The sequence below is a fragment of the Delftia sp. BGA-UO-ETr-SB1 genome (assembly GCF_059567865.1).
Genome location: NZ_JCAQOW010000005.1, coordinates 1,742,814 through 1,766,111 on the forward strand (window position 1 = coordinate 1,742,814; position 23,298 = coordinate 1,766,111).

A 23,298-nucleotide genomic window follows, 5' to 3' on the forward strand; every position below is an offset into this window, starting at 1 on the left:
ATGCAGACCCTGAACGCCCTGGCCCAAGAAGCCCAGGACCTGGCCGCCGGCCGGGTCATCCCCATCCTGCCGGTCTCCACCGAAACGGCCGCCGAAGGCGAGGTGGCGCGCGCCCTGCAGATCTGCAACGCCTGCCGCTACTGCGAAGGCTTTTGCGCGGTCTTCCCGGCCATGACGCGGCGGCTGGAGTTCGGCAAGGCCGATGTGCACTACTTGGCCAACCTGTGCCACAACTGCGGCGCCTGCCTGCATGCCTGCCAGTACGCGCCGCCTCACGAGTTCGCCATCAACATCCCCAAGGCCATGGCCGAGGTGCGCGGCCAGACCTATGCCGACTACGCCTGGCCGCCCGCCCTGGGGCGCCTGTACCAGAGGAACGGGCTCACGCTGTCGCTGGCCCTGGCCGCAGGCCTGTCGCTGTTCCTGGTGCTGGCCGTGGCCCTGCAGGGCGGCCTGGGCCGGCTATGGGGCGCCGACCTGGGCGCCAACTTCTACAACCTGTTCCCGCACAACCTGCTGGTGGGCATCTTCGCGCCCGTGTTCCTGTTCGTGGTGCTGGCACTGGCCATGGGCGTGCGCCGCTTCTGGAAGGACGTCAAGCCCGCCACCGGCGGCGTGGACGTGGGCACGCCGGCGGCGGCCGAGGCCGCGCACGACGTGCTGCGCCTCAAATACCTGGACGGCGGCCACGGCGAGGGCTGCCACAACGAGGACGATGCCTACACCCTGAGCCGCAGGCGCTTTCACCACCTGACCTTCTACGGATTCATGCTGTGCTTTGCGGCCACGGCGCTGGCCACGGTCTACCACTACCTGTTCGGCTGGGCCGCGCCCTACGAATTCCCCAGCCTGCCCAAGCTGCTGGGCGCCGTGGGCGGCACCAGCCTCATGCTGGGCACTGCAGGCCTGTGGCGCCTGAACCGCAGGCGCCACCCGATGCATGGCGACGCGCGCCAGAAACCCATGGACCTGGGCTTCATCGCCCTGCTGTTCCTGGTCGCCGCCAGCGGCATGGCGCTGTGGCTGGGCCGCGGCACGCCGGCCCTGGCCCTGCTGCTGTGCCTGCACCTGGGCGCGGTGATCGCCCTGTTCGCCACCCTGCCCTACGGCAAGTTCGCGCACGGCGTGTTCCGCACGGCATCCCTGCTGCGCCACAACACCGAAAAGCGCCAGCCCAGCCCCATCGGGCTGGGCGCCGACTAGCCGCATCCGCCCCGATTCCCAGCCAATGACGGAGACAACCCCATGATGAACAAGCGCAACTTCCTGCACGCCACCGCCCTGGCCGCCTCCCTGCTCGCACTGGCCGCCAGTGCGCAGGCCCAGGACTTTCCTCCCAAGAAGCCCGTGTCCCTGGTCGTGGGCTTCGCCGCCGGAGGCGCCGCCGATGCGGCCGCGCGCCTGATCGCCAAGAAGCTGGGCGAGAACATCGGCCAGAGCGTGGTGGTGGAGAACAAGGGCGGCGCGGGCGGCAACATCGCCCACCAGCAGGTGGCCAATGCGGCGGCCGACGGCTCGGTGCTGCTGTTCGGCTCGGTGGGGCCGCTGACCATTGCGCCGCACCTGATGAAGCTGCCCTACGACCCCTTCAAGGACCTGGCGCCCATCTCGGGCGGCGTGAACTTTCCCAACGTGCTGGTGGTGCACAAGGGCGCGGGCGTGAAGACCCTGGCCGAGTTCGTGGCCAAGGCCAGGAAGAACCCGGGCACGGTGGACTACGCCTCGACGGGCGCGGGCTCGGCCTCCCACCTGGCAGGCGAGCTGTTCAACCAGCGCGCGGGCATCGACATGGTGCACGTGCCCTACAAGGGCGGCGCGCCCGCGCTGCAGGACCTGCTGGGCGAGCGCGTGACCAGCTACTTCGCCGCGCCGCCCACGGCCCTGCCCCACATCGAGGCCGGCAAGCTCATCCCGCTGGCCACCACGGGCCTCACGCGCCCGGCGTACATGCCCGACATCCCCACGGTGGCCGAAGCCGGCTATCCCGGCTTCGAGGCGCTGAACTGGTATGCCTTCGTGGCACCGGGCAAGACGCCCAAGCCGATGCTGGACCGCTGGAACACCGAGATCGTCAAGGTACTCAATGACCCTGGCGTCAAGGAGGCGCTGAACAAGCACGGCCTCACCCCCCAGCCCACCACGCGCGCCGAGTTCGCGGCCTTCATGAAGAAGGAGTACGAGCAGTGGGGCCGGCTGGTGAAGGAACGAAAGCTCTCGGCGGAGTGAGCGGCTTGCAGGCGTTCAGAGCTTGATGGGCTTGCGTGCCACGGGCGCTGCAAAGCCCGCGCACAGGCGGTTCCAGACATTGATGCTGCCGATGGCATAGGTCAGCTCCACCATCTCGCGCTCGCTGAAATGCGGGCGCAGCGCCTCGAAGTCCTGCTGCTCGGGATGGGCCTGGCTCAGGCGCGTGCAGCGCTCGGCCCAGTTCAGGGCAGCGCGCTCGCGCCCGTCGTAGAAATCCACCTCGGGCCAGGTGACGATGCTGTTGATGCGCTGCAGGTCCTCGCCCCGGGACAGCAGTTCGCGCGTGTGCATGTCCACGCAGAAGGCGCAGCCGTTGATCTGCGAGACGCGCAGGAACACCAGCTCCAGCAGCTGGATGCCCAGGCTGGACTGGTTGAGCAGCGCGTTGATGCCGGCCTGGGCCTTGTACAGCTCGGGGGCCACGGCCTGGAAGTTCAGGCGCGGCGTGGGGGCGGCAAGAGGACGGGCGCCGGTGGCAGCGGAAGACGAAGCGGTCATGGAAAACACTCCTTGAGGGATGTAGCAGCCGGCCGGAATGGCTGGCCCATACCTTCAAGACGCGCGGGGCGTGCGCGTTGTGACAGCGTTGGCGAAAATTTTTTCGCAGCCCCGGCCCCCTCCCCCATTCCCGCCCTGGCTGGCGCTCAGTCCGCCACGATGCGCCGCTCCGTGGCGATCTTGCGGTACAGGGCGTTCTCGGCCGCGATCTCGCGCGCGAACTCCTCGGGGCGGTTGCCGATCACGCGCGAGCCCGTGTCCTCGATCTGGCGGCGCACCTCGGGGCTGGCCAGCGCGCGCTGGGCGGCCGCATGCAGGCGCGCCACGATCTCGGGCGACAGCCCCTTGGGGCCGTAGATGCCATAGAAGGCGCTGCGGTTGACCGGCTCCAGCCCCAGCTCCTTGAAGGTGGGCACCTGGGGCAGCTGGGCCAGGCGCTCGGGCGCGGCCACTGCCAGCGCGGTGAGCCGGCCCGCCTTGATGAAGGGCAGGGCCGAGGGCAGGTTGTCGAAGACGATGGGCACCTGGCCCGCCACCGCATCGTTGAGCGCAGGGCCCGAACCCCGGTAGGGCACATGCGTGAGCGACAGCCCCGAGCGGCTGGACATCAGCTCCATCAGCATGTGGCCTATGGAGCCCGTGCCCGCCGTGCCGTAGGCATGCTTGCCGGGGTTCTTCTTCACCTCCTCCACGAAGGCCGCAAAGCTCTGCGCCTTGAAGCCCGGATGCACGGCCAGCACATTGGGCGTGGCCGCAATGTTGGTGATGGGCGTGAAATCGGTGAGCGGGTTGTAGGGCAGGCGCGGGTTGATGGCCGGATTGGTGGCCGTGGTGGACACGGTGGCCACGCCCAGCGTGTAGCCGTCGGGCTGGGCACGCGCGGCCTCGTGCGCGCCGATGGCGCCTCCGCCGCCGCCCTTGTTGTCCACCACCAGCGGCTGGCCCAGGGCCTCTGCCATGCGCGGCGCGATCGCGCGCGCCACGATGTCGGTGGTGCCGCCGGCCGCAAACGGCACGATCAGGCGCACCGGGCGCGTGGGATAGGCGCCGGCATCGGCCGCCATGGCGCCCGGTGCGGCGCCTGCGGCCAGCAGCAGGGCGCACAGGCTGCGGCGTGAAGCGAAGTGGTTCATGGAATGTCTCCTGGGAATGGCTGTGTTTTGAACGGACGGTGGAGGTTTCTGTCAGGCCGATGCGCGGCGCACGATGTGCGAGCGGTCCAGCGCGCCGCAGGAGGAGGCGCCCAGCATGGCCAGGTTGCGGTCCACCTCGTCGCGCAGCAGGCCGATGGCGTGCAGCACGCCGGCCTCGCCGCCCACGGCGGCGGCATAGTTGAAGGGCCGGCCCACCAGCACCATGCGCGCGCCCAGCGCCACGGCCTTGAGCACATCGGAGCCGCGCCTGAAGCCCCCGTCGATCAGCACGGGATAGTCCGGCCCCAGGGCCGCCACCACGTCCTCAAGAATGCGCATGGCCGACACCGCGCCGTCGAGCTGGCGCCCGCCATGGTTGGACAGCACGATGCAGTCGGCCCCCACGCGCTGCGCCTGCAGCGCGTCCTCCACGCTGAGCACGCCCTTGATGACCAGCGGCCCCTTCCAGCGGCGGCGGATGGCCTCGATGTGGCGCCAGCTCAGGTGGTCGCGTGCCGAAAAATCGCGCATCACGCTGGACGACATGATGGGCGCGCCGCGCGTGGCAAACGAGTTCTCGAAATGCGGCATGCCGTGGCGCAGCAGCGTGCGCAGGAAGGTGCCGGCCACCCAGCCCGGGCGCACCATGCCGTCCCAGGCCAGGCGCAGGCTGGGCTTGAGCGGCGTGGAAAAGCCGGTGCGGATGTTGTTCTCGCGGTTGGCGGAGATCGGTATGTCCACCGTCACCACCAGGGTGCGAAAGCCTGCGCGCTCCACGCGGTCGATCAGCGCGTCGATGCGGGCCTGGTCACCGGGGATATAGGCCTGGAACCAGGTGGCCGGGCTCTCGCGCGCCACCTCCTCCATGGGGATCAGCGAAGTGCCGCTCATCACCGACACAATGCCCGCGCGCTGGGCCGCGCGCGCCAGCACCAGGTCGCCCCGGTAGGTGGACAGCGCATTGATGCCCATGGGCGCAATGCCGAAGGGGCTGGCATAGCGCTCGCCGAACAGCTCCACGGCCTGCGAGCGCTGCGACACATCGGCCAGCACGCGCGTGGTCAGGCCCCATTCGCCAAACACCTCGCGGTTGTCGCGCAGCGAGGCGTTGTCCTCTGCCGCCCCGGCGATGTAGCCGAAGATGGGCCGGGGCAGCCTGCGGCGCGCGGCACCCTCGAAATCATGCAGCGACAGCATGCGGCGCAGCACGGCCGGGGCGCGCGGCGCCGGCAGGGCGGATGCCGAAGGCGTGGAGGCAGAGGAGGAAGCGATGGCGGCCATGGTGCGGACCTCGGAATGTTCAGGAACCGGCGCCACTGTAGGGCGCGGACCCATTGAATGAAAGTGGATTATTTAGAATGCACTTGTTCGCTTTTTGCCAATGACAAACCCATGTCCACACCCTCGGTCAAGCAGCTCGAAGCCTTCTGGTGGGCCGCCACCTGCAGCAACTTCGCCACGGCAGCGCAGCGCGTGCACCTGTCCGTGTCCTCGCTGTCCAAGCGCATCACGGAACTGGAATCCGCGCTGGGCCAGCCGCTGTTCGACCGCAGCGGCCACCGCGCCGTGCTCACCGACGCCGGCCAGCGCCTGCTGCCCGCCGCGCTGGAGGTGCTCAACGCCATGGCCGCGCTGGGCCAGGCCCTGGACACGCGCGAGGCGCTGGCCGGGCATTGCCGCTTCGGCGTGGGCGACCTGTCGGCGCTGACCTGGCTGCCGGCCTTCGTGGCCGCCGCGCGCCAGGCCCATCCGCAACTGGTGCTGGAGCCCCATGTGGACGTGGGCGGCGTGCTGGAGCAGCGCCTGGACGACGGCGAGCTGGACTTTGCCGTCATCGCGGGCCGCTCCTCGCGCAGCAGCCTGCTGTCCCGCCCCGTGGGCGCCGCGCGCTTTGCCTGGGCCGTGGCCCCCGGCCTGGCAGGCGCGGGCCGCCTGGGCGCCACGGCCCTGCTGCAGCGCCATGCACTGGTCACCCTGCCCCCGCAGGCCGGCACCACGCGCCTGCTGGACGACTGGCTGCTCGCCCAGGGCGCCAGCGTGCGCGAGCGCATCCTGTGCAACAGCTGGGGCGCCGTGGCCGGCATGCTGCGCGCCGGCCTGGGCGTGGGCTTCCTGCCCACCGGCTGGATCGCCGCCCTGGGCCTGCGCGCCGTCGGGGGCGCCCATCCCAAGGCCGCCCTCGCGCCCCTGCACTACGCCTTCCAATGGCGGCGCGGCGACGCCCGCGCCCTGATCCCGGCCATGCAGCAACTGGCGCAGGCGCAAGTGGATTTCACGGTGATGCCGGGGTTGTTGGGGTCAGGGCCGCACGCCTCGCCGCATCACACTCGCAGCAAAGGCCATCCAGCCGAAATCGGGCAAGATGGCACGTGGAAGCAGACCTCCCGTAACCTGTACGACACAGACGAAGATGCCGCCTGCCATCGCTGAAGTCATTGAAATCCAGGGCCGCTCCGAGCAAGGCGCGCAAAAGCCGTTTCTGTGCCGGGCCGACGATGGCCAGACCTACTACGTCAAAGGACGGCAGACGGATCGGTCCAGCCTGTGCAACGAGTGGATCTGTGCGCATCTGGCCGTGCAGTTGGGCCTGCCGCTGCCGCCCTTCAAGCTGCTGCATGTCAGCCAGGAACTTCTGGACGAGGCGCCCAGGCCATGGCGTGAATTGGGCTGCGGCATAGCGTTCGGCTCGCAGCGTCATCCCGGATGCACCTGGTTCGACAAAGCCCAGATCCTGCATGTACCGCAGGACCTGCAGGCCAACATCCTCGCCTTCGACTGGTGGGTACAGAACGTGGACCGCATGGACGGCAACTCCAACCTGCTGTGGGATGCGCATCGCAGCGCATTGGTGGTCATCGACCACAACCTCGCCTTCGACCCGCATCTGGACGCCGCAACCTTTATCGAGAATCACATTTTCAGAGGCTGCTGGCAGAAGACAGATCTTGTGTCGCGCGACCGGCTACAGGATCAACTTTCCGAGGCGATGGATGCCGTTTTCCGCTTTGCCTGCGACAATATTCCACCGGAATGGCATTGGAACAACCCGGAATGCGACATCCCCGCCAGGGTGGACATCAATGCCATTGCCGCGACGCTTGCGAAGTGCAAATCGCCCGACTTTTGGAGGTTCACATGAAGCCTCTTGCCTGCCGCTATTCGATAGTCCAATTTGTCCCGTATGCCGAGACCGGCGAGTTCGCCAACGTCGGCATTGTGCTGACCTGCCCGCAAAGCGGGTACTTCGGTTTTCTGCTGCAAAGCCGCAAGTCCAAGCGCGTCACCGATTTCTTCGATGCGCTTGACAGGGATTTTTACAAGAGCGCAGTCAAGGCCGTGGAGGAAGAGTTGTCGCGGCTCGAGACCCTCGCCCACAGCCTGGCGCCGCAGGCGAAGACAGATGCTTTGAGGGGGATGATGGCCGCGCTCGAGCAGCCACGTGAAGCCATTGTGCGCTTCAGCCCCGCCAGAGTGGTGCTCACCCAGGATCCGGCCCGGGAGTTGCAGCAGCAGTTCGACCACTATGTCGACCATGCTTTTGCCACGCCCGAGTACGTGGAACGCACGATGAACGAACGCCTGAGGGCTTTGTTGGGCGGCCTCGAATTGGATGCGCCGTTCAGGCCGGCGCGCATAGGCAACGAGTACGTCAGTGCCCGGTTCGACTTCGTGCAGACGGTGGGCGACAAGCCCCGCAAGATCATCAAGGCCCTGCATCTGGGCCAAAGCGATGCCAACGACATTGCTGCGCATGGCGACGTCTGGACCGGCAAGATCGCGCGACTGATCCGGCAGCGTGAATTGCCCGGAGACATCCTCGTCAACGTGAACCTGCCTCCACAGGACAAGCAGGCTCACAGGGAAGTCAGCCAGGACATCATGCGGGAGCTCGAGCACCACAAGGTGATCGTGGTGGCTGGCGAAGGCCAGTCCGCCATGCAGAGTATCAAGGAATTCGCGCAGCACTAGGCGCAGCCCTGCCGACCGCGCGTTTACTGGGCACAGCGCCGTCCAGCGGTCAGCCCTCCCCCCACTCCACCAACTGCGGCCGCACCTGCACCACCTGCCCCGCGCGCAAGCCGTCCCCATCGATGGCGCGGAAGGCCTCGGCCATCAGGCCTTCGACGTTCTGGCGCACCATGTGGACCGGAAAGCGCAGGCATTCGGCATAGGGGTCCCAGTCATAGCTGCCAAAGCTGCATTGCGCCAGTTCCGCATCGGGCAGTGCGCGCAGGAAGCGGATGGCGCCTTGCAGCGTGATGCCCGATGAAAACAGCAGCGCGCGCGGCAGGCCGCCCAGGCGCTGGTAGAGCGCTGCCATGGCAAGGCGGGCCGCTTCGGGGTCGTAGCCGCAGCAGAGGATGTGCTCGTCCGCCACCGGCGTGTGGGGCGCCAGGGCTTCGCGAAAGCCGGCCAGGCGCTGCTCGGTGGCGTACTCCTTGCGGACGCCGCCCAGAAAGCAGACGGCGTCCTGCGGCGCACCTGCCGGGGGCCTGGAGCGCGCCAGCAGCAGGCGTGTGAGTTCGGCCGCACCCCAGCGGTTGTCGCTGGTGACGGAGGGCGCCTTTTTCCCGGGAAGATCCACGTTGACATGGCGCACGCCGGCCTGGCGGCATTCGGCGCTGATGGCGTCGGGCCGGGTGGCGCCCGTGACGATGAGGTGCTCCACGCGAAAGGCGATCAGCGAGCGCACGGTCTCCACCTCCAGCGCGCCGTCACGCAGCGTGCTGACCACCAGCGGGCACAGGCCGCGCCCATGGGCCATGCGCTCGAAGGCCTGGGACAGCGCGCCGAAGAATCGGTCCTCGTGCGTGGGAATCACCATGCCGATCAGCCCCGAGCGCTGGCGGCGCAGGCCACTGGCCTGGCGGTTCACGGCAAAGCTGTGTTCCTGGGCGAGCTGCTGCACGCGGCGCGCGGTCTCCTCGCTGATGCGCCGCGACTGCCAGCTGCCGTTGAGGATGGCGCTGACCGTCGAGGCCGAGGTGCCGGCCAGTTCGGCCAGGTCGTAGATGGTGGAGGTTCGGGGGCGGTTCACGGTGCTCTGCAGGGGTTGGGACGGGAGCGCTCGGCGGCCATCGTAGCCGCTGCGGCAGCGATTCGGGCGGACCGGCACCGGCACGCAGCAGCGGCCCGGGAAATCCCGCATCGGCAATGGAAGTCCATCTGTCTATAGTTTGCGCAATCGATTGTGCAAAACACAGGGAGGAGCGCCATGTTCCATGGATTCAGCCGGTTCTCGAGGGCACTGCTGGCCTTCACCCTGGCGGTGCTGGCAGGCGCGGCCAGCGCCGAGGATGTGTCGGTGGTGGCCAAGGTCGGGGGCATTCCGTGGTTCAACGCCATGGAGACCGGCATCCGCAAGGCGGGCCGCGAGCTGGGCATCTCCAGCGGCATGGTCGGCCCCACCGAGGCCGATGCGGCCCAGCAGGTGCGCGCGGTCGAGGACCTGATCGCGCGCCGCAGCAAGGTCATCGCCGTGGTGCCCAACGATGCCAGGGCGCTGGAGCCCGTGTTCCGGCGTGCGCGCAGCGCGGGCATCAAGGTGCTCACGCACGAGTCACCCGACCAGAAGGGCGCCGACTGGAACATCGAGCTGAGCAGCGTCGCGGGATTTGGCGAGCGCCACATGGACAGCCTGGCCAAGGCCATGGGTGGCGAAGGCAAGTACGTCGTCTTCGTGGGCTCGCTGACCGTGCCGCTGCACAACGCCTGGGCCGATACGGCCATCGCCCACCAGAAAAAACAGTGGCCGAAGATGCAGCTGGTGTCCGAGCGCTTCGGCGTGGCCGAGAGCCTGGACGACTCCTACCGCAGCGCCCAGGACCTGATGCGCGCCCATCCCGACCTCAAGGGCTTTCTGGCCTTCGGCAGCCAGGGCCCCATTGGCGCGGGCCGCGCGGTGGCCGATGCGCGCAAAGCCGAGCGCATTGCCGTGGTGGGCTCGTTCTCGCCGGGCCAGGGCGCAAAGCTGGTGCGCGATGGCGTGATCCGCGAGGGCTTCATCTGGAACCCCGCGCTGGCCGGCGAGGTCATCGTGCATGTGGGCAAGATGCTGATCGACGGCCGCGAGCCCACAGACGGCATGGAGATACCGGGCCTGGGCAAGGTGCAGGTGGACCGCGAGCGCCGCAACATCCAGGGCCAGAAGCTGGAGCCGATCAACCGGCAGACCATAGACCGGCTGGTCAACCTGGGCCTGTGAGCCGCGCGCTGCCATGGATGCCACCACAACGGCACTGGTCCGCATGCAGGCGGTCACCGTGCGCTTTGGCGACGCCACGGCGCTGCATGCGCTGGACTGGGACGTGATGCCCGGCGAAGTGCACTGCCTGATGGGCAGCAACGGCAGCGGCAAGAGCACGGCGATCAAGGTGCTCAGCGGCGTGCATGCGCCGCAGCCGGGCGCGCGCATCGACATCGGCGGACAGCCCGTGCAGCGGCTGGACCCGGCCCTGGCCAAGTCCCTGGGCATCCAGGTGATCTACCAGGACCTGTCGCTGTTTCCCAACCTGAGCGTGGCCGAGAACATTGCCTTCGACCAGGCCATGGGCCGCTGGTGGGCGCCCGTGCGCCGCAGGCGCCAGCGCGAGGCGGCCCAGGCCGTGATGCGGCGCCTGGGCATCGCGCTGCCGCTGGATGCGCGGGTGGGCGACCTGCCCATTGCGGGCCGCCAGCTTGTGGCCATCTGCCGGGGCATGGCGGCCCGGGCCAGGCTGCTGTTCATGGATGAGCCCACGGCCTCGCTCACGCGCGCCGAGGTCGATGCGCTGCTGGCCGTGGTGCGCCGGCTCCAGGCCGATGGCATGGCCATCGTCTTCGTGAGCCACAAGCTGGACGAGGTCATGGAGATCGCCGACCGCGTCACCGTGCTGCGCGACGGGCGCAAGCTCGGCACCTGGCCCGCCGAACAGTTGTCGGGCCGGCAACTGGCCGCGCTGATGACCGGGCAGGAACTGAAGGAAAGCCTGCATGCGCGCGACATGTCCGCCGCGCCCGCGCTGCTGGAAGTGCGCGGCCTGGGCCGCGACGGCGACTACGAGGACGTGAGCTTCGATGTGCGCGAGGGCGAGATCCTGGGCCTGACCGGGCTGCTGGGCGCGGGCCGCACCGAGCTGGCCCTGGGCCTGTTCGGCATGCGCCGGCCCGATCGCGGCAGCATCCGCCTGGGCGGCCGCACGCTGGCGCTGCGCAGCAACCGCGACGCCATGGCCGCGGGCATTGCCTATGTGCCCGAGGACCGCCAGTCCATCGGCCTGAACCTGCGCCAGTCCGTGCAGGACAACCTGGTGCTGGCCATGCTGCCGCGCCTGTCCGGCCCGCTGGGCTGGCTGCCCGCCAGTCGCCGCGCCGCCACTGCGGCCCAGTGGCGCGACCGCCTGCACATGCGCCTGCCCGCGCTGGACGCGCCCGTGCACCAGCTGTCCGGCGGCAATGCCCAGCGCGTGGTGCTGGCCCGCTGGCTGGCGACCGCGCCACGCCTGCTGATTCTCGACTCGCCCACCGTGGGCGTGGACATCGGCAACCGGCAGGGCATCTTCGAGATTGTGCACAGGCTCGCCGCACAGGGCATGGCGGTGATCGTCATCTCGGACGAGGTGGCCGAGGTCCATGCCCACTGCGACCGCGTGCTGCACATGCGCGGCGGGCGCATGGCCGGCGAGTTCGTGCCGGGGGTGCATTCCGAAAGCCAGATCGAGGAGGCCGTCCATGCCTGAACACGCACACGCACACGCGCTGCTGCAACACCCCGTGGCCCGGCTCGGCCTGGCCATTGCCGCCATGGCCCTGCTGTTCGGCGCCCTGGCGCCGGGCTTCTGGACGCTGGGCAACTGGATGGACGTGGCCGAGGGCGCATCGGTCACCGCCATCATGGCCGTGGGCCTGCTGGTGGTGCTGGTCGCGGGCGGCATCGACATCTCGTTTGCCGCCACGGCCACGGTGGCGCAGTACCTTGCGGCCCTCGCGGCCACACGCCTGGGCTGGGCACCGGCGGCCAGCATCGCGCTGGGCCTGGCCACGGGACTGGCGCTGGGCGCATTCAACGCCCTGCTCATCCACCGCCTGCGCGCCACCTCCATCATCATCACCATCTCCACGCTGAACCTGTACTTCGCGCTGCTGATGCATGGTACGGGCGGACGGTCCATCTACGACCTGCCGTCGTGGTGGAGCGACTCCGTGGTGCTGGCCCGCTTCGCGGGCACCGACAGCGCAGACCCCGTGCGCCTGACCCTGCCCATCGCCGTGGCCGCTGCGGCCGCCCTGCTGACCGCACTGCTGCTGGGCCGCAGCGCGCTGGGGCGGCGCCTGTACGCCTTCGGCGGCAACCCCGAGGCCGCGCACCGCATGGGCATCGGGCTGGGCGCCATCCAGGGCGTGGCCTATGGCTGGCTCGGCATGATGGCGGCCATCGCAGGCCTGGTGCAGGCGCACCGCGTGGGCGAGTCGGTGCCCAACGCCCTGGTCGGCACGGAGCTGTTCGTGCTCGCGGCCGCCGTGTTGGGCGGCGCCAGCCTGTTCGGCGGCACGGGCAGCGTGAGCGGTGTGCTGATGGGCGTGCTGCTGCTGGCCGTGCTGCGCAACGGGCTGAACCTGCTGGGCGTGTCGCCGTATTTCTTCCAGGTGCTGCTGGGCGCCGTGGTGCTGGCCTGCGCGGCCGCAACGGGACTGCGGCGCACGCAGCGACGCAACCAGCAGCGCAGCGCTGACGCCACTCCTGCAGCGCCTTTGGCGGGGGCCGCGCCATGAACCGCAGCCCTGGCGCGCCGCTGGGCCTGATCGCGCTGCTGGCGCTGCTGTGCGCCGTGTTCACGCTGCTGCTGCCCGGCAGCTTCGCCACCCTCGGCACGCTGCAATCGGTGCTGCTGCAGATCCCGGAACTGGGCCTGCTGGCACTGGCGCAGATGCTGCCGCTGGTCAGTGGCGGCATCAACCTGGCCGTGGTCGCCAGCGCCAACATGGCGGGCCTGGCCATGGCCTGGGTACTGGTGGGAGGCCTGTCGGCGCTGGGCCTGGACCTGTCGGGCCATGAGGGCCTGCTCATCGCCGCGGCACTGACCGTGGGCGCCCTCGCCAGCCTGCTGGTGGGCCTGGCCAGCGGCTGGCTGGTGGCGCGCGTCAACGCCCATCCCATCCTCGTCACGCTGGGCACCATGTCGCTGATCAACGGCCTGTGCGTCTGGCTCACGCGCGGCAAGCCCATTGCAGGCTTTCCCGAGACCTTCCAGGCCCTGGGCTCCGCCCAGTGGCTGGGCCTGCCGCTGCCGTTCTGGATCTTCGAGGCCGTGTGCCTGCTGGTGGGCCTGTACCTGGGCAGCACACGCCACGGGCTGGCCATCTGCATGGTCGGCTCCAATGCCGAGGCCACGCGCCATGCGGGCATCGACACGCGCCGCGTGCTGATCGGCGTCTACACCCTGTCCACGCTGCTGTGCTGGATCGCGGCCGTGCTGATGATGGCGCGCTTCAACTCGGCCAGCGCGGGCTACGCCCAGTCCTACCTGCTGGTCACGGTGCTTGCGGCCATCCTGGGCGGCACCGATCCCATGGGCGGCTTCGGCCGGGTGTCGGGGCTGTTCGTCGCACTGCTCATCCTGCAGGTGCTGTCCAGCGGGGTGAACCTGCTGGGCGCCAATGCCCAGCTCACGCAGGCCCTGTGGGGCGCCACCATGATCGCCGCCGTGGCCGCGCGCCACCTGCTCGCGCGCTGGCGGGGCCGTGCCCGGGCACCCGCCGAACCCTCCCCTTCACGCTCTCGCAGCGTCCACCCGGAGCCCATATGAACCCCCTCGGCATCCACGCCCTTGTATGGGCCGGCGACCTGTCGCCGGCCTCCACCCGCCATGTGATCGAGCAGACGCGCCAGGCCGGTTACGACCTGGTCGAGCTGTCCCTTCACGGCCCCCGGCTCATGGACCTGGCGCTCACGCGTGATCTGCTGCAGGAGCACGGCCTGGGCGTGGGCTGCTCGCGCGGGCTGACCTTCGAGGCCGATGTCTCCAGCGAAGACCCCGCCGTGGTCGCGCGCGGCCTGGCGCTGCTGCAAGAGGGCGTGGACATCACGGCGCGCCTGGGCGGGCGCTATTTCGGCGGCATCCTCTACGGCGCCATGGCGAAATACGGTCACCCCTGCACGCCACGGGGCCGGCGCAACGCGATCGAGGCCGTGCGGCGCATTGCCGACTTCGCGGGCGAGCGCGGCGTCACGCTGGGCCTGGAGGTGGTCAACCGCTACGAAAGCAATCTGCTGAACACGGCCGCGCAGGCGCTGGAGTTCATCGACGAAGTCGGCCAGCCCCATGTCTGCGTGCACCTGGACACCTACCACATGAACATCGAGGAAACCGACCTCGCCACCCCCGTGCTGGCCTGCGGACAGCGGCTGGGCTATGTGCACATCGGCGAGAACCACCGCGGCTACCTGGGCGCGGGCCACATCGACTTCGCGCAGTTCTTCGGTGCGCTCGCGCAGATCGGCTACCAGGGCACCGTCACCTTCGAGAGTTTCTCGTCCGCCATCGTCAACGAGCAGCTGTCGAACGCGCTGGCCATCTGGCGCCCGATGTGGGAAGACGGCATGGACCTGGCCCTGCACGCACGCGGCTTCATGGCCGGCGCGCTGGCCAGCGCGCAGCAGGCACGCGCATGACGGCCATCCTGCCGCCCGAAGCCCTGGCGCGTGCGTTTGCGCTGGCACGCTCCGGCCCCCGCCGCCTGCTGGGCCTGGCTGGCCCGCCCGGCGCAGGCAAGAGCACGGTCTGCGCCGCCCTGCTGCAGGCGCTGGGCCCGCTGGCGGCGGCCGTGCCCATGGACGGCTTCCACCTGGCGCAGTCCGCACTGGAGCGCCTAGGCCGCGCGCAGCGCAAGGGCGCACCCGACACCTTCGACTCGGCCGGCTACGTGGCCCTGCTGCGCCGCCTGCACACGCCCGTGGCCGGTGAAACGGTCTACGCCCCCGAATTCCGGCGCGCCATCGAGGAGCCCATTGCAGGCGCCATCGCCATCGCGCCAGGCGTGCCCCTGGTCATCACCGAAGGCAACTACCTGCTGATGGATGAACAGGATGCGCCGGGCACGCACTGGCATGCCGTGCACGCGCTGCTGGACGAGGTCTGGTACGTGGACATGGACGACCGCCTTCGCATCGAGCGCCTGACCCGCCGCCACGAACTCCACGGCCGCAGCCCCCAGGCCGCACGCGACTGGGTGGCGCAGGTGGACGAGCCCAATGCGCGCCGCATTGCGGCAACGCGGGGGCGGGCGGATTGGGTGTTGCGCTGGGGGTGAGAGGGGGAGCGAACACGGTTGCGGCAGCCAGGCCTTTCAGGGGGTGCCGGAGCGACCGCCTTCCTCCCGACGCGCCAATGCCACCGCGTCCCGCAAATTCAGCTTCAGCATGGCTTGTCCGCCGATGTAGCCGGCCAGGGCGCTTGTTGCGCGCTGCTCTATGGCATCGGCACTGGTCAGCCCGAGCCGAACCAGGGCCGCGATGTCCTCTTTGTCGTTGTCGGCGAACCGGGCAATCTTGCTTACGGCAAGATCCACGGGAGAGAGGACATGCACGCGAATCTGGTCCACACCGAGATCGATAGGGATGGCGTCATCCAGATAGTCCTCATGCATCAGCGCAAAGCTGGAGTTGTAGTTGGTGTCGAGGTAGACCACCTGCGGGGTGCCGTCCTCCAGCATCACCTCGACCATCAGGTCGTTCGGCAGATGGACGCGCCCGCCGAATTCCGCATCCACATCGGTAGTGACGCGGTCTGCTGTGTAGAGGTGAACGGCCATGCCGCCAGCCAGATAGACATTCAAGGGGCGGCCCAGCGCAAGCCGCTGCTCCAACTGCTTGAACAGCTCCCGCAGGCCTTCTGCCAGCGCCGTATGGGTATGAAAAATCGGGAGCATGGACATGGCCTCAGTGCCCACGCAGCCGAAGGCTGAGCATGTCGCGCAGACGGGGCAGGCTCAGAACCCAACCCCGCCTGACCACATCTTCCGATGGCAGTCTTTCTTCTGGATGCAAGGCGAAATATCGCTCGCTGGCCTGCATCAGGCTCGCAGATTCCTGGGGGAATCGTGAACGGACGATCATGGCGGCCAGGCGAAACACGTTGGCTTCGCGCTGGTCCTGGGCGGGCTGCGCACGCTCCCGGGCGACGAAGGAGCAGCGCGATAGCAGCGCCGATTCATCATCTCTGGCCGTCATTGCATCCACCTCCGTTCGCACCATGGCATCAAGATTTCGATGCCATGACTCTAAAGCGAACTCGATCTGCGCGGCAGGCCTTGGGGCTTTCGCGCGCTCAGAACGCCACCACGCCCCCATCCTTGCGCGGGTCCGATCCGCCGATGTAGTGGTCGCCGTCGCGCAGAACCAGTTGTGCGCCGCCGAAGGCGAAGACGCCATGGCCTTCCTCGATCGTGACTTCGTGGCCGCGTGCGCGCAGGGCGGCGACGACCTCGGCGTCGAAGGCCGGCTCCACGGCCAAGCCCTTGCCGCCCGTCACGCGCCAGCGCGGTGCATCGGCGGCGGCCTGGGGGTTCTGGCCGTAGCGCAGCACACGCAGGGCCATCTGCAGGTGGCCCTGGCTCTGCATGGGGCCGCCCATGACGCCGAAGGCCATCTGGGGCGTGCCGTCGGCGTTCATCGCAAAGGCCGGGATGATGGTGTGCGAGGGGCGCTTGCGCGGCGCGACCTCGTTGGCATGGCCGGCTTGCGTGGTGAAGCCGTGGCCGCGGTTTTGCAGGCTGATGCCGGTGCCCGGCACGACCACGCCCGAACCGAAGCCCATGTAGTTGGACTGGATGAACGAGACCATCATGCCGCTGGCATCGGCCGCCGCCAGGTAGACCGTGCCGCCGGGGCGCGGTGCGCCGTAGGTGGGCGCGCTGGCGCGCTCGCGGTCAATGAGCGCCGCGCGTTCGCGCAGGTAGCCGGCGTCCAGCAGATGGGCGGATTCGACGCGCATGTGGTCGCCGTCGGCGTTGTATTCGTGCAGGTCGGCCAGGGCCAGCTTCATGGCCTCGACCTGCAGGTGCACGGACTCCACGCCGTCCAGCGGCTCGGCGCCCACGCCCAGTGCGTCCAGCATGCCCAGCGCCATCAGCGCGGCAATGCCCTGGCCGTTGGGCGGGATCTCGTGGATCACCGAATCGCCAAAGGTCTGCGACACCGTGCCGACCCAGTCGGCCTGGTGGGCGGCCAGGTCGGCCTCGGTCATGGCGCCGCCGCAGGCCTTGGCGTGCTCGGCCATCGAGCGCGCCAGTGCGCCACGGTAGAAGGATTCGCCCTTGGTGGCGGCGATCTCCTCCAGCGTGCGCGCATGGGCTTCGCTGCGGAAGACCTCGCCCGCCTTGGGGGCCTTGCCATCGGGCAGAAAGCACTCGGCAAAACCAGGCTGGTCACCGAGCTTGGCGCCGCCCAGCGCCCACAGCGTGGCGATGGTGGGCGAGACCGCAAAGCCGTCGCGCGCATAGCGGATGGCGGGCTGGGCCAGTTGCTCGAACGGCAGCTTGCCGAAGCGGCGCGACAGCTCCACCCAGGCCGAGACGGCGCCGGGCACGGTGACGGCGTTCCACCCCTTCTCGGGAATGCCGCCCAGCGCGGCGAAGTACTCGGGCGTCCAGGCTTCGGGCGAGCGGCCCGAGGCATTGAGGCCGCGCAGCTCCTTGCCATCCCACAGGATGCAGAAGGCATCGCTGCCCAGGCCGCAGCCCGTGGGCTCGACCACGGTCAGCGCCATGGCCGTGGCAATGGCCGCATCCACGGCATTGCCGCCGGCCAGCAGCATGGACAGGCCGGCCTGCGCGGCCAGCGGCTGCGAGGTGGAGACCATGTTGCGACCCAGCACCGAAGAGCGGTGCGAGGCGTAGGGAAGTGTCCAGTCCGTAACAGTGCTTGTCATATCAATTTCCATAGCGCCAACGCGCCACCGATAGCTTGAGGAACCGCAGGCACGGCCCAGCTCAGGGACGCCAAGCAAGGGCCGCCCCGCAGCAAGGGCGTCGTCCCCCTCCCGCAGGAGAGGGGGAAGCGGCAAAGCCGCCCAGGGGGTGCTTCACTCAATCCAATGTGATTTTGTTGTCTTTGATGACCTGCGCCCAGCGCGCGCTGTCGGCCTGCACCATGGCAGCGAACTGCGCGGGCGTGCGGGGCGAAGCGGCCTCCACGCCCTGCTTGGCCAGGCTGGCCACCACCTCGGGATTCTGGATGGCCTTGTTGAAGGCCTGATTGATCCGCGCCACCAGCTCGGGCTTCATGCCGGCCGGACCATAGACGCCGAACCAGGTGACCGAAGAATAGCCAGGCAGGCCGGACTCGGCCACCGTGGGCAGGTCGGGCGCCAGCGCGCTGCGCTTGTCGCCAGTCACGGCCAGGGCACGCAGGCGGCCGCTGGCCACATGGGGCATGCCGGTGGGAATGGAGTCGAACAGCAGGTGCACCTGGCCAGCGGCCAGGTCGGTGATGGACTGGGCCGTGCCCTTGTAGGGCACATGGGTCAGTTGCAGTCCCGCGCGCGCCGCGAAGGCCGCCGCGTTCAGGTGGACGATGGTGCCATTGCCGCTGCTGGCGTAGTTGAGGGCGCCCGGATGGGCCTTGGCATAGGCGATCAGCTCCTGCACGTTGCGCACGGGCAGCGAGGGCGTGACCAGCAGGATGCTGGCCGCACCGCCGATCTCGGCAATGGGCGTGAAATCCTTGTCGGCCTTGTAGGCCAGACGGGTCATCAGGTGCGGCGAGATGGCATGCGTGCTGCTGGTGGTGAACAGTAGCGTGTAGCCGTCCGGCGAGGCCTTGGCGGCCTCGCCCGTGCCGATGGTGCCGCCCGCGCCGGGGCGGTTGTCGATGACCAGCTGCTGGCCCAGGTCCTGGGACATGCGCTGCGCCACCACGCGCGCCACGAGGTCGGTGGCGCCGCTGGCCGGAAAGGGCACGACCAGGCGCACCGGGTGCGAGGGCCAGGACGCCTGGCCCTGTGCCACGGCGGGCAGGGCGATGGCGCCAGCCAGGGCACAGGCTGCAGCCACGATGGCGCGGCGTGGAAGTAAAACGCTGGGCAATGCCTTCATGGGCACACTCCTGGACAGGGGTTGGACGGCTGCAGCCGCTGCTCCCCAGCAACGCCGCAACAGGCCATCGTAGAACCCTCTCCCCTTTGCCGCCATCAGCAAATTTGCAAACCTGCGTTGCCTCTGCGGCAAATTGATGACAATCGGGGCGACATGCCCGACGCCCGCCACCTTCTTTTGCAGGACACCGCGCTGCGCTACTTCCACGAAGTGGCGCAATGCGGATCGCTGACCGAGGCCTCGGCGCGGCTGCATGTGGCGGCCTCGGCCATCAGCCGCCAGATCGCGGCGCTGGAGTCGCTGCTGGGCACGCCGCTGTTCGAACGCCACCCGCGCGGCATGGTGCTCAATGCGGCCGGGGAGATCCTGGCCGACCATGTGCGCCGCGCCGGCCTGGACGCCGAGCGCGCGCTGGGCGAGATCGAGGCCCTGCAGGGGCTGCGCAGCGGCCGCGTGCGCATCGCAAGCTCCGACGCCTTTGCCAACGAGTTCCTGCCGCGCCTGTGCGCAGCGTTCCAGCGCGCGCATGCCGGCATCGTCTTCGAGGTGATGGTGCTGCCCACGCCTGCCGTGCCAGAGGCCGTGCGCAGCGGCACGGCCGACATCGGCCTGTGCTTCAGCCGCGCGCCTGAAAAAGGCATTGCCGTGGCCTGCCGCGTGGCGGCGCCGCTGGTGGCCCTGGTCGCCCCCGGCCATGCGCTGGCGCAGGCGCGGCGCCTGTCGCTGGCCCAATTGGTACGCCACCCCCTGGCACTCACACCGGCCGATACTGCCGTGCGCCAGTTGCTGGACGCGGCCTGCAGCCGCCAGGGCCTGATGCTGATGCCGGTGATGGAGAGCAACCACGGCAAGACCCTGCTGAACTTTGCAGCCCAGGGCGCCGCCGTGGCCGTGGCCAGCGAGATCGCCGCGCGCCACATGGTGGCCACAGGCGCACTGGTGGCCGTGGCGCTCAGCGACCGGGGCATGGACCTGCGCGACATCGAGGTGCAGACCCTGGCCGGCCGCACGCTGCCGCATGCGGCGCAGTCCTTCCTGGAAATGCTGCAGCTGCGGTTGCCCGGTCCCTGGTAACCGGAGGGCATCGCGGGCAGCGCCCGCCAGACACCACGGAAACAGGGCCGGCCAGAAAAGAGACCACAGTCCGAACATGGGCGGAGGGGCAAAACTCGGAAAGCTCCGGTTTTTACTGCCCTGCAGACCCGTGATTCCTCCATCGCCCTGATCGGTCCACCGAAGACGGGAGCGGATCGGGCATGAATCGGATAGGACTACTCTGATTCTGCCTCAGCCGATTCGGATTCTCCTGCGCGACCGGACAGCCAGCCGCCGGCGCCGTTCCTATCATTCGCATCTCTGTCGCCGGGCTTCCTTTACGGAACCCCTGGACTCCCGCTCCTGAATGAATACACGGACAACCCGGCCATCGCCGGACCTGCAAACAAGAGGCAAGGCATGTACACGAACCAGACCGGAGGGCGCAAGCGGCAATTGCAGCGGGAGGCACAGCATGGATGAGCGAACCGAACTGACCTTCATGCTGCATGGCCTGTCGGACCGCGACGCCAAGCTGTTCCGCTCCTATGTGCTGATGGTGAATCACCGCACACGGCACCGCTGGACGTGGCGCGAATCCCAGGCGGACATGACGGTGGCGCATGGCGAACTGGCCGAAGCGCCTGCCGCCCCGCCCGCGTTGACGCTGCGCGTGGGCGGGCAGCCCAAGGGGGCCTTTCCTGCGGGCGGTCATCTGAGCATGCCCCTGCGCGCCGATGCGCTGGAGGAATGCCTCAACACCATGGGCGCACGCATCCTGTCGGTGCACGGCAAACCGGCCAGCGCCAAGGCACACGCCAGCGGCCTGCACACGCAGCATCAGCTGATGCTGCTGCAGCTGCGGCGCTGGCCGTCGCCGCAACTGCTGACGAGATCCCACCATATCCGCCTGGCCACCTTGCTGACAGGCCAGCCCACGACGATGCAGACCCTGTGCCAGCGCTCGGGCCTGCCGCCCGAGATATGTGCCGGTTTTCTGAACGAGCTGGACGCCGCCGGCCTGCTGCGCTGGGCCTCGGCCCGCCCGCCCGCCGCACCGCCCCCCGGCAACCCTGCGCCGGACAGGGGCGTGCTCGAACGCATACGCCTTCGCCTGGCCCGGTTTGCAGGAGCGCGCCCATGAGCGAACTCAAGATCCTGATTTCCGGCCCTCCAGGCGCAGGCAAGACCACGGCCATCCGCTGCGTCAGCGAGATCGCCCCCGTGAGCACCGACGTGCGCAACACCGATGACACCCTGGACAAGGCGCTGACGACGGCCGGCATGGACTATGGCGAGCTGACCCTGGACAACGGCGAGAAGCTGTACCTCTACGGCACGCCCGGGCAGGAGCGCTTTGACTTCATGTGGCGCATCCTCTCGCGCGGCGCGCTGGGCGTGATCTTGCTGATCGACAACAGCCGCTCCGATCCGCTGGCCGACCTGGATATCTATGTCCAGGGCCTGTCCGATATCTTGCGCAGCACGGCATGCGTGGTGGCGGTATGCCGCATGCAGGAGTACACAGCGCCTGATCTGGACAGCTTTGCCGTGCACCTGCAATCGCGCGGCCTGCTGTGCCCCGTGGTGCCGGCCGATGTGCGCAACCCCCAGCAGGTGGTGGCCCTGATCGAGCTGTTGCTGCTGCAGATTGAAGCCCTTGCCCAGGAGAAGTCCCATGAAGAATGACGCTGCCTTGAAGGCTGCAGCCCAGGCGGCGGTGCAGTCGCTGATGAGCAGGTTGCACGGCGTGCGTGGCTGCGTGGTCAGCACCGAGGACGGCTTCGAGGTGGCCGCCCGTGCGCAAGGCCAGGGCAGCACGGCGCGGCTGTCGGCCATGGCCAGCTCGATGGCGGCGCTGGGCATGATCGCCGGCGAGGAGAACCAGCTCGGGCATTGCGCCAACGTGGTGGTCGAGGCGGCCGAGGGCTTCATCGTCATGCTGCAGGCACAGCGCCCGGGCCTGACGCTGGTCATCAGCGTGGTGGCCTCGCGCGAGGCCGTTCTGGGCCAGGTTCTCTATGTGTCGCGCGAGGCCGTGCGGACGCTGGAACAAGCGTGATGGCAAAGGCAGGCAAGGGCTGCTCATATGCATCCGGCAAGAAGGCACCGCGAAGGTGCAGAACATTTTCGCAACACAAGGGAGTTAGGAAAACAATGGCCAATATCAAGCAAACCATGGATGAACTGATGCGCTGCGACGGCGCCATGTGCGCTGCACTGGTGGACTACAACAGCGGCATGATCCTGGGGCAGGAAGGCTCGGGCGTGGACCTGGAGCTGGCTGCTGCCGGCAACACCGAACTGGTGCGCGCCAAACTCAAAACCATGCGCTCGCTGGGCCTGGAAGACACCATCGAGGACATCCTCATCACGCTGAGCAAGCAGTACCACATCCTGCGCCCCTCCACCCACCACGAGGGCCTGTTCCTGTACCTGGTGCTCGACAAGACCAAGGCCAATCTCGCGCTGGCGCGCCGCAAGGTGCAGGACGTGGAGAATGCGCTGGTGGTCTGAACAACAGCCCTTGACTGGCTGCGCCGCTCAGAACCGCTCGGCGCACAGCGCCTGCCACTGCAGGATCTCGATCTCGCCGCGCTGCACCCGGATGAGGCCGCGCGCCTGCAGGCCCTGCAGCAGCACGTTGGTGGTCTGGCGCGAGATCGACAGCATGCGCGCCAGCTGCTCCTGCGTGATATCCAGGCGCGGCCGGGCCGGCACATCGTCCAGCCGCTCGCCGTAGCCACGCGCCATGGCCACCAGGCGGCGCGCCAGGCGCTGGGGCGCGGGCAGGAGGGCCAGGTCCTCCAGCGCCGCAAAGGCCGCGCGCATGCGCCCCGACATCAGCACGCCCAGGTCATGCCAGTGCGCGGGATGCTGCTGCAGCCAGTCCAGCAGCGGCTGGCGCGGCACCTGCAGCACCACGCTGGGCTCCATGGCGTGGGCATCGTGGGTGCGCGGCGAACCGTCGAACAGCGCGATCTCGCCAAACCAGGTGGCCGGGCCCATGCGCGTGAGCAGGGCCTCGCGCGCATGCTCGCTCTGGCCACCCACCCCGGAAAAACCGATGCTGCCCCGGACCACGGCAAACAGCCCACCCTCCAGCGCATCGCCGCGCAGGAACAGGGCCTCGCCCGTCTCCAGGCTGCGCGGCTGGGCCAGCGCCAGCAGCAAATCGGCAAACTGCGGCGCCAATGCGCTGAACCAGCGGCCGGCGCGCAGCGTGGGCAGGTAGGAAGAGGCGAGGGAAGCTTGCATGGAAAGGGATGTCGGGTGGCTGACAGACACAGCCGGCGGGCCTGCGTATTTTCGC

General features: G+C 68.9%; 25 protein-coding genes. 16 read left to right on the forward strand and 9 right to left on the reverse strand.

Translation table 11 applies throughout. The features are described 5' to 3' along the window. Positions 1-1,203: a tricarballylate utilization 4Fe-4S protein TcuB gene (gene tcuB, locus AC57B5_RS18055; protein WP_496400050.1), complete on the forward strand. Its 1,203-nt coding sequence runs from the start codon at positions 1-3 to the stop codon at positions 1,201-1,203. 42 nt (positions 1,204-1,245) lie between these two features. Further along, on the forward strand, positions 1,246-2,226 hold the full coding sequence (locus tag AC57B5_RS18060) for a Bug family tripartite tricarboxylate transporter substrate binding protein (RefSeq protein WP_180288355.1): 981 nt from the start codon (positions 1,246-1,248) through the stop codon (positions 2,224-2,226). 15 nt (positions 2,227-2,241) lie between these two features. On the opposite strand, the gene AC57B5_RS18065 is transcribed toward AC57B5_RS18060, so the two are convergent. From AC57B5_RS18065 to AC57B5_RS18075, 3 genes are all read right to left on the reverse strand, one after another. Continuing rightward, on the reverse strand, positions 2,242-2,745 hold the full coding sequence (locus tag AC57B5_RS18065) for a carboxymuconolactone decarboxylase family protein (RefSeq protein ID WP_012202723.1): 504 nt from the start codon (positions 2,743-2,745) through the stop codon (positions 2,242-2,244). A gap of 146 nt (positions 2,746-2,891) precedes the next feature. Then, positions 2,892-3,878 carry a tripartite tricarboxylate transporter substrate binding protein BugE gene (locus tag AC57B5_RS18070; RefSeq protein ID WP_496400051.1) on the reverse strand — a complete coding sequence of 329 codons (987 nt, stop codon included), beginning with the start codon at positions 3,876-3,878 and terminating at the stop codon, positions 2,892-2,894. 51 nt (positions 3,879-3,929) lie between these two features. After that, positions 3,930-5,159: an alpha-hydroxy acid oxidase gene (locus tag AC57B5_RS18075; protein WP_496400052.1), complete on the reverse strand. Its 1,230-nt coding sequence runs from the start codon at positions 5,157-5,159 to the stop codon at positions 3,930-3,932. 111 nt (positions 5,160-5,270) lie between these two features. Here AC57B5_RS18075 and AC57B5_RS18080 point away from each other — a divergent pair, with 111 nt between their 5' ends. Genes AC57B5_RS18080 through AC57B5_RS18090 form a run of 3 tightly spaced genes read left to right on the forward strand, consistent with a single transcriptional unit; the run spans position 5,271 to position 7,847 of the window. Then, on the forward strand, positions 5,271-6,308 hold the full coding sequence (locus AC57B5_RS18080) for a LysR family transcriptional regulator (RefSeq protein ID WP_496400053.1): 1,038 nt from the start codon (positions 5,271-5,273) through the stop codon (positions 6,306-6,308). Beyond that, positions 6,289-7,017 (forward strand): HipA family kinase, encoded by a 729-nt coding sequence (locus AC57B5_RS18085; protein ID WP_017405896.1) that lies wholly within the window; start codon positions 6,289-6,291, stop codon positions 7,015-7,017. Before AC57B5_RS18080 ends, AC57B5_RS18085 begins: the two co-directional genes overlap by 20 nt. Then, a complete protein-coding gene (locus AC57B5_RS18090; RefSeq protein ID WP_074923592.1) occupies positions 7,014-7,847 on the forward strand; it encodes a DUF3037 domain-containing protein in 834 nt (277 codons plus the stop codon). The genes AC57B5_RS18085 and AC57B5_RS18090 overlap by 4 nt, the downstream gene beginning before the upstream one ends. 49 nt (positions 7,848-7,896) lie before the next feature. Here the strand turns inward: AC57B5_RS18090 and AC57B5_RS18095 are convergent, their stop codons facing one another. Continuing rightward, complete coding sequence (locus AC57B5_RS18095; RefSeq protein ID WP_496400054.1) at positions 7,897-8,916, reverse strand: LacI family DNA-binding transcriptional regulator; 1,020 nt, start codon at positions 8,914-8,916, stop codon at positions 7,897-7,899. A 177-nt stretch (positions 8,917-9,093) separates the two neighbouring features. Here AC57B5_RS18095 and AC57B5_RS18100 point away from each other — a divergent pair, with 177 nt between their 5' ends. The 6 genes from AC57B5_RS18100 to AC57B5_RS18125 are packed head-to-tail and all read left to right on the forward strand — an operon-like array spanning position 9,094 to position 15,167. Beyond that, on the forward strand, positions 9,094-10,083 hold the full coding sequence (locus AC57B5_RS18100) for a substrate-binding domain-containing protein (RefSeq protein ID WP_099752576.1): 990 nt from the start codon (positions 9,094-9,096) through the stop codon (positions 10,081-10,083). A 13-nt stretch (positions 10,084-10,096) separates the two neighbouring features. Further along, positions 10,097-11,596 carry a sugar ABC transporter ATP-binding protein gene (locus AC57B5_RS18105; RefSeq protein WP_496400055.1) on the forward strand — a complete coding sequence of 500 codons (1,500 nt, stop codon included), beginning with the start codon at positions 10,097-10,099 and terminating at the stop codon, positions 11,594-11,596. Next, positions 11,589-12,629 carry an ABC transporter permease gene (locus AC57B5_RS18110; RefSeq protein ID WP_496400056.1) on the forward strand — a complete coding sequence of 347 codons (1,041 nt, stop codon included), beginning with the start codon at positions 11,589-11,591 and terminating at the stop codon, positions 12,627-12,629. The genes AC57B5_RS18105 and AC57B5_RS18110 overlap by 8 nt, the downstream gene beginning before the upstream one ends. Beyond that, the gene (locus tag AC57B5_RS18115; RefSeq protein WP_496400057.1) at positions 12,626-13,663 is read left to right on the forward strand and encodes an ABC transporter permease; all 1,038 of its coding nucleotides are present in this window, start codon (positions 12,626-12,628) and stop codon (positions 13,661-13,663) included. The genes AC57B5_RS18110 and AC57B5_RS18115 overlap by 4 nt, the downstream gene beginning before the upstream one ends. Then, positions 13,660-14,529, forward strand: a complete 870-nt coding sequence (locus tag AC57B5_RS18120; RefSeq protein ID WP_496400058.1) for a sugar phosphate isomerase/epimerase family protein — start codon at positions 13,660-13,662, stop codon at positions 14,527-14,529. The genes AC57B5_RS18115 and AC57B5_RS18120 overlap by 4 nt, the downstream gene beginning before the upstream one ends. Then, positions 14,526-15,167, forward strand: coding sequence for a nucleoside/nucleotide kinase family protein (locus tag AC57B5_RS18125; RefSeq protein ID WP_012202713.1), 642 nt, complete (start codon positions 14,526-14,528; stop codon positions 15,165-15,167). The genes AC57B5_RS18120 and AC57B5_RS18125 overlap by 4 nt, the downstream gene beginning before the upstream one ends. Positions 15,168-15,203: 36 nt before the next feature. Here the strand turns inward: AC57B5_RS18125 and AC57B5_RS18130 are convergent, their stop codons facing one another. The 4 genes from AC57B5_RS18130 to AC57B5_RS18145 all read right to left on the reverse strand — a co-directional run bounded on the left by AC57B5_RS18130 (position 15,204) and on the right by AC57B5_RS18145 (position 18,950). Continuing rightward, on the reverse strand, positions 15,204-15,785 hold the full coding sequence (locus AC57B5_RS18130; protein ID WP_233174748.1) for a DUF6036 family nucleotidyltransferase: 582 nt from the start codon (positions 15,783-15,785) through the stop codon (positions 15,204-15,206). Between the two features lie 10 nt (positions 15,786-15,795). After that, positions 15,796-16,086, reverse strand: coding sequence for a hypothetical protein (locus AC57B5_RS18135; protein ID WP_034366457.1), 291 nt, complete (start codon positions 16,084-16,086; stop codon positions 15,796-15,798). A 97-nt stretch (positions 16,087-16,183) separates the two neighbouring features. After that, complete coding sequence (locus tag AC57B5_RS18140) at positions 16,184-17,785, reverse strand: gamma-glutamyltransferase family protein (protein WP_496400059.1); 1,602 nt, start codon at positions 17,783-17,785, stop codon at positions 16,184-16,186. Positions 17,786-17,942: 157 nt separating this feature from the next. Further along, positions 17,943-18,950, reverse strand: a complete 1,008-nt coding sequence (locus AC57B5_RS18145) for a Bug family tripartite tricarboxylate transporter substrate binding protein (protein ID WP_043825478.1) — start codon at positions 18,948-18,950, stop codon at positions 17,943-17,945. Positions 18,951-19,103: 153 nt separating this feature from the next. Between AC57B5_RS18145 and AC57B5_RS18150 the strand changes: the two genes are divergently transcribed. From AC57B5_RS18150 to AC57B5_RS18170, 5 genes are all read left to right on the forward strand, one after another. Next, positions 19,104-20,024 (forward strand): LysR family transcriptional regulator, encoded by a 921-nt coding sequence (locus tag AC57B5_RS18150; protein ID WP_198820613.1) that lies wholly within the window; start codon positions 19,104-19,106, stop codon positions 20,022-20,024. Between the two features lie 436 nt (positions 20,025-20,460). Then, positions 20,461-21,129, forward strand: a complete 669-nt coding sequence (locus AC57B5_RS18155) for a hypothetical protein (protein WP_034389665.1) — start codon at positions 20,461-20,463, stop codon at positions 21,127-21,129. Further along, on the forward strand, positions 21,126-21,674 hold the full coding sequence (locus AC57B5_RS18160) for a GTP-binding protein (protein ID WP_496400060.1): 549 nt from the start codon (positions 21,126-21,128) through the stop codon (positions 21,672-21,674). The genes AC57B5_RS18155 and AC57B5_RS18160 overlap by 4 nt, the downstream gene beginning before the upstream one ends. Beyond that, on the forward strand, positions 21,664-22,047 hold the full coding sequence (locus tag AC57B5_RS18165) for a roadblock/LC7 domain-containing protein (RefSeq protein WP_016449547.1): 384 nt from the start codon (positions 21,664-21,666) through the stop codon (positions 22,045-22,047). Before AC57B5_RS18160 ends, AC57B5_RS18165 begins: the two co-directional genes overlap by 11 nt. A 95-nt stretch (positions 22,048-22,142) precedes the next feature. Continuing rightward, positions 22,143-22,502 (forward strand): hypothetical protein, encoded by a 360-nt coding sequence (locus tag AC57B5_RS18170; RefSeq protein ID WP_043820161.1) that lies wholly within the window; start codon positions 22,143-22,145, stop codon positions 22,500-22,502. A 27-nt stretch (positions 22,503-22,529) separates the two neighbouring features. Here AC57B5_RS18170 and AC57B5_RS18175 read toward each other — a convergent pair whose 3' ends face one another. Next, positions 22,530-23,243 (reverse strand): Crp/Fnr family transcriptional regulator, encoded by a 714-nt coding sequence (locus AC57B5_RS18175; protein WP_496400061.1) that lies wholly within the window; start codon positions 23,241-23,243, stop codon positions 22,530-22,532. Between the last annotated feature and the right edge of the window lie 55 nt (positions 23,244-23,298).

What these genes read in the sequence shown, in the direction of transcription:
- AC57B5_RS18080 (WP_496400053.1), top strand. Translation starts at nt 5,271, where the DNA reads ATGTCCACACCCTCGGTCAAGCAGCTCGAAGCCTTCTGGTGGGCCGCC.
- AC57B5_RS18105 (WP_496400055.1), top strand. Translation starts at nt 10,097, where the DNA reads ATGGATGCCACCACAACGGCACTGGTCCGCATGCAGGCGGTCACCGTG.
- AC57B5_RS18155 (WP_034389665.1), top strand. Translation starts at nt 20,461, where the DNA reads ATGGATGAGCGAACCGAACTGACCTTCATGCTGCATGGCCTGTCGGAC.
- AC57B5_RS18135 (WP_034366457.1), bottom strand. Translation starts at nt 16,086, where the DNA reads ATGACGGCCAGAGATGATGAATCGGCGCTGCTATCGCGCTGCTCCTTC.
- AC57B5_RS18160 (WP_496400060.1), top strand. Translation starts at nt 21,126, where the DNA reads ATGAGCGAACTCAAGATCCTGATTTCCGGCCCTCCAGGCGCAGGCAAG.
- tcuB (WP_496400050.1), top strand. Translation starts at nt 1, where the DNA reads ATGCAGACCCTGAACGCCCTGGCCCAAGAAGCCCAGGACCTGGCCGCC.
- AC57B5_RS18075 (WP_496400052.1), bottom strand. Translation starts at nt 5,159, where the DNA reads ATGGCCGCCATCGCTTCCTCCTCTGCCTCCACGCCTTCGGCATCCGCC.
- AC57B5_RS18145 (WP_043825478.1), bottom strand. Translation starts at nt 18,950, where the DNA reads ATGAAGGCATTGCCCAGCGTTTTACTTCCACGCCGCGCCATCGTGGCT.
- AC57B5_RS18060 (WP_180288355.1), top strand. Translation starts at nt 1,246, where the DNA reads ATGATGAACAAGCGCAACTTCCTGCACGCCACCGCCCTGGCCGCCTCC.
- AC57B5_RS18085 (WP_017405896.1), top strand. Translation starts at nt 6,289, where the DNA reads ATGCCGCCTGCCATCGCTGAAGTCATTGAAATCCAGGGCCGCTCCGAG.
- AC57B5_RS18170 (WP_043820161.1), top strand. Translation starts at nt 22,143, where the DNA reads ATGGCCAATATCAAGCAAACCATGGATGAACTGATGCGCTGCGACGGC.
- AC57B5_RS18165 (WP_016449547.1), top strand. Translation starts at nt 21,664, where the DNA reads ATGAAGAATGACGCTGCCTTGAAGGCTGCAGCCCAGGCGGCGGTGCAG.
- AC57B5_RS18120 (WP_496400058.1), top strand. Translation starts at nt 13,660, where the DNA reads ATGAACCCCCTCGGCATCCACGCCCTTGTATGGGCCGGCGACCTGTCG.
- AC57B5_RS18140 (WP_496400059.1), bottom strand. Translation starts at nt 17,785, where the DNA reads ATGACAAGCACTGTTACGGACTGGACACTTCCCTACGCCTCGCACCGC.
- AC57B5_RS18125 (WP_012202713.1), top strand. Translation starts at nt 14,526, where the DNA reads ATGACGGCCATCCTGCCGCCCGAAGCCCTGGCGCGTGCGTTTGCGCTG.
- AC57B5_RS18175 (WP_496400061.1), bottom strand. Translation starts at nt 23,243, where the DNA reads ATGCAAGCTTCCCTCGCCTCTTCCTACCTGCCCACGCTGCGCGCCGGC.
- AC57B5_RS18130 (WP_233174748.1), bottom strand. Translation starts at nt 15,785, where the DNA reads ATGCTCCCGATTTTTCATACCCATACGGCGCTGGCAGAAGGCCTGCGG.
- AC57B5_RS18100 (WP_099752576.1), top strand. Translation starts at nt 9,094, where the DNA reads ATGTTCCATGGATTCAGCCGGTTCTCGAGGGCACTGCTGGCCTTCACC.
- AC57B5_RS18150 (WP_198820613.1), top strand. Translation starts at nt 19,104, where the DNA reads ATGCCCGACGCCCGCCACCTTCTTTTGCAGGACACCGCGCTGCGCTAC.
- AC57B5_RS18070 (WP_496400051.1), bottom strand. Translation starts at nt 3,878, where the DNA reads ATGAACCACTTCGCTTCACGCCGCAGCCTGTGCGCCCTGCTGCTGGCC.
- AC57B5_RS18110 (WP_496400056.1), top strand. Translation starts at nt 11,589, where the DNA reads ATGCCTGAACACGCACACGCACACGCGCTGCTGCAACACCCCGTGGCC.
- AC57B5_RS18115 (WP_496400057.1), top strand. Translation starts at nt 12,626, where the DNA reads ATGAACCGCAGCCCTGGCGCGCCGCTGGGCCTGATCGCGCTGCTGGCG.
- AC57B5_RS18065 (WP_012202723.1), bottom strand. Translation starts at nt 2,745, where the DNA reads ATGACCGCTTCGTCTTCCGCTGCCACCGGCGCCCGTCCTCTTGCCGCC.
- AC57B5_RS18090 (WP_074923592.1), top strand. Translation starts at nt 7,014, where the DNA reads ATGAAGCCTCTTGCCTGCCGCTATTCGATAGTCCAATTTGTCCCGTAT.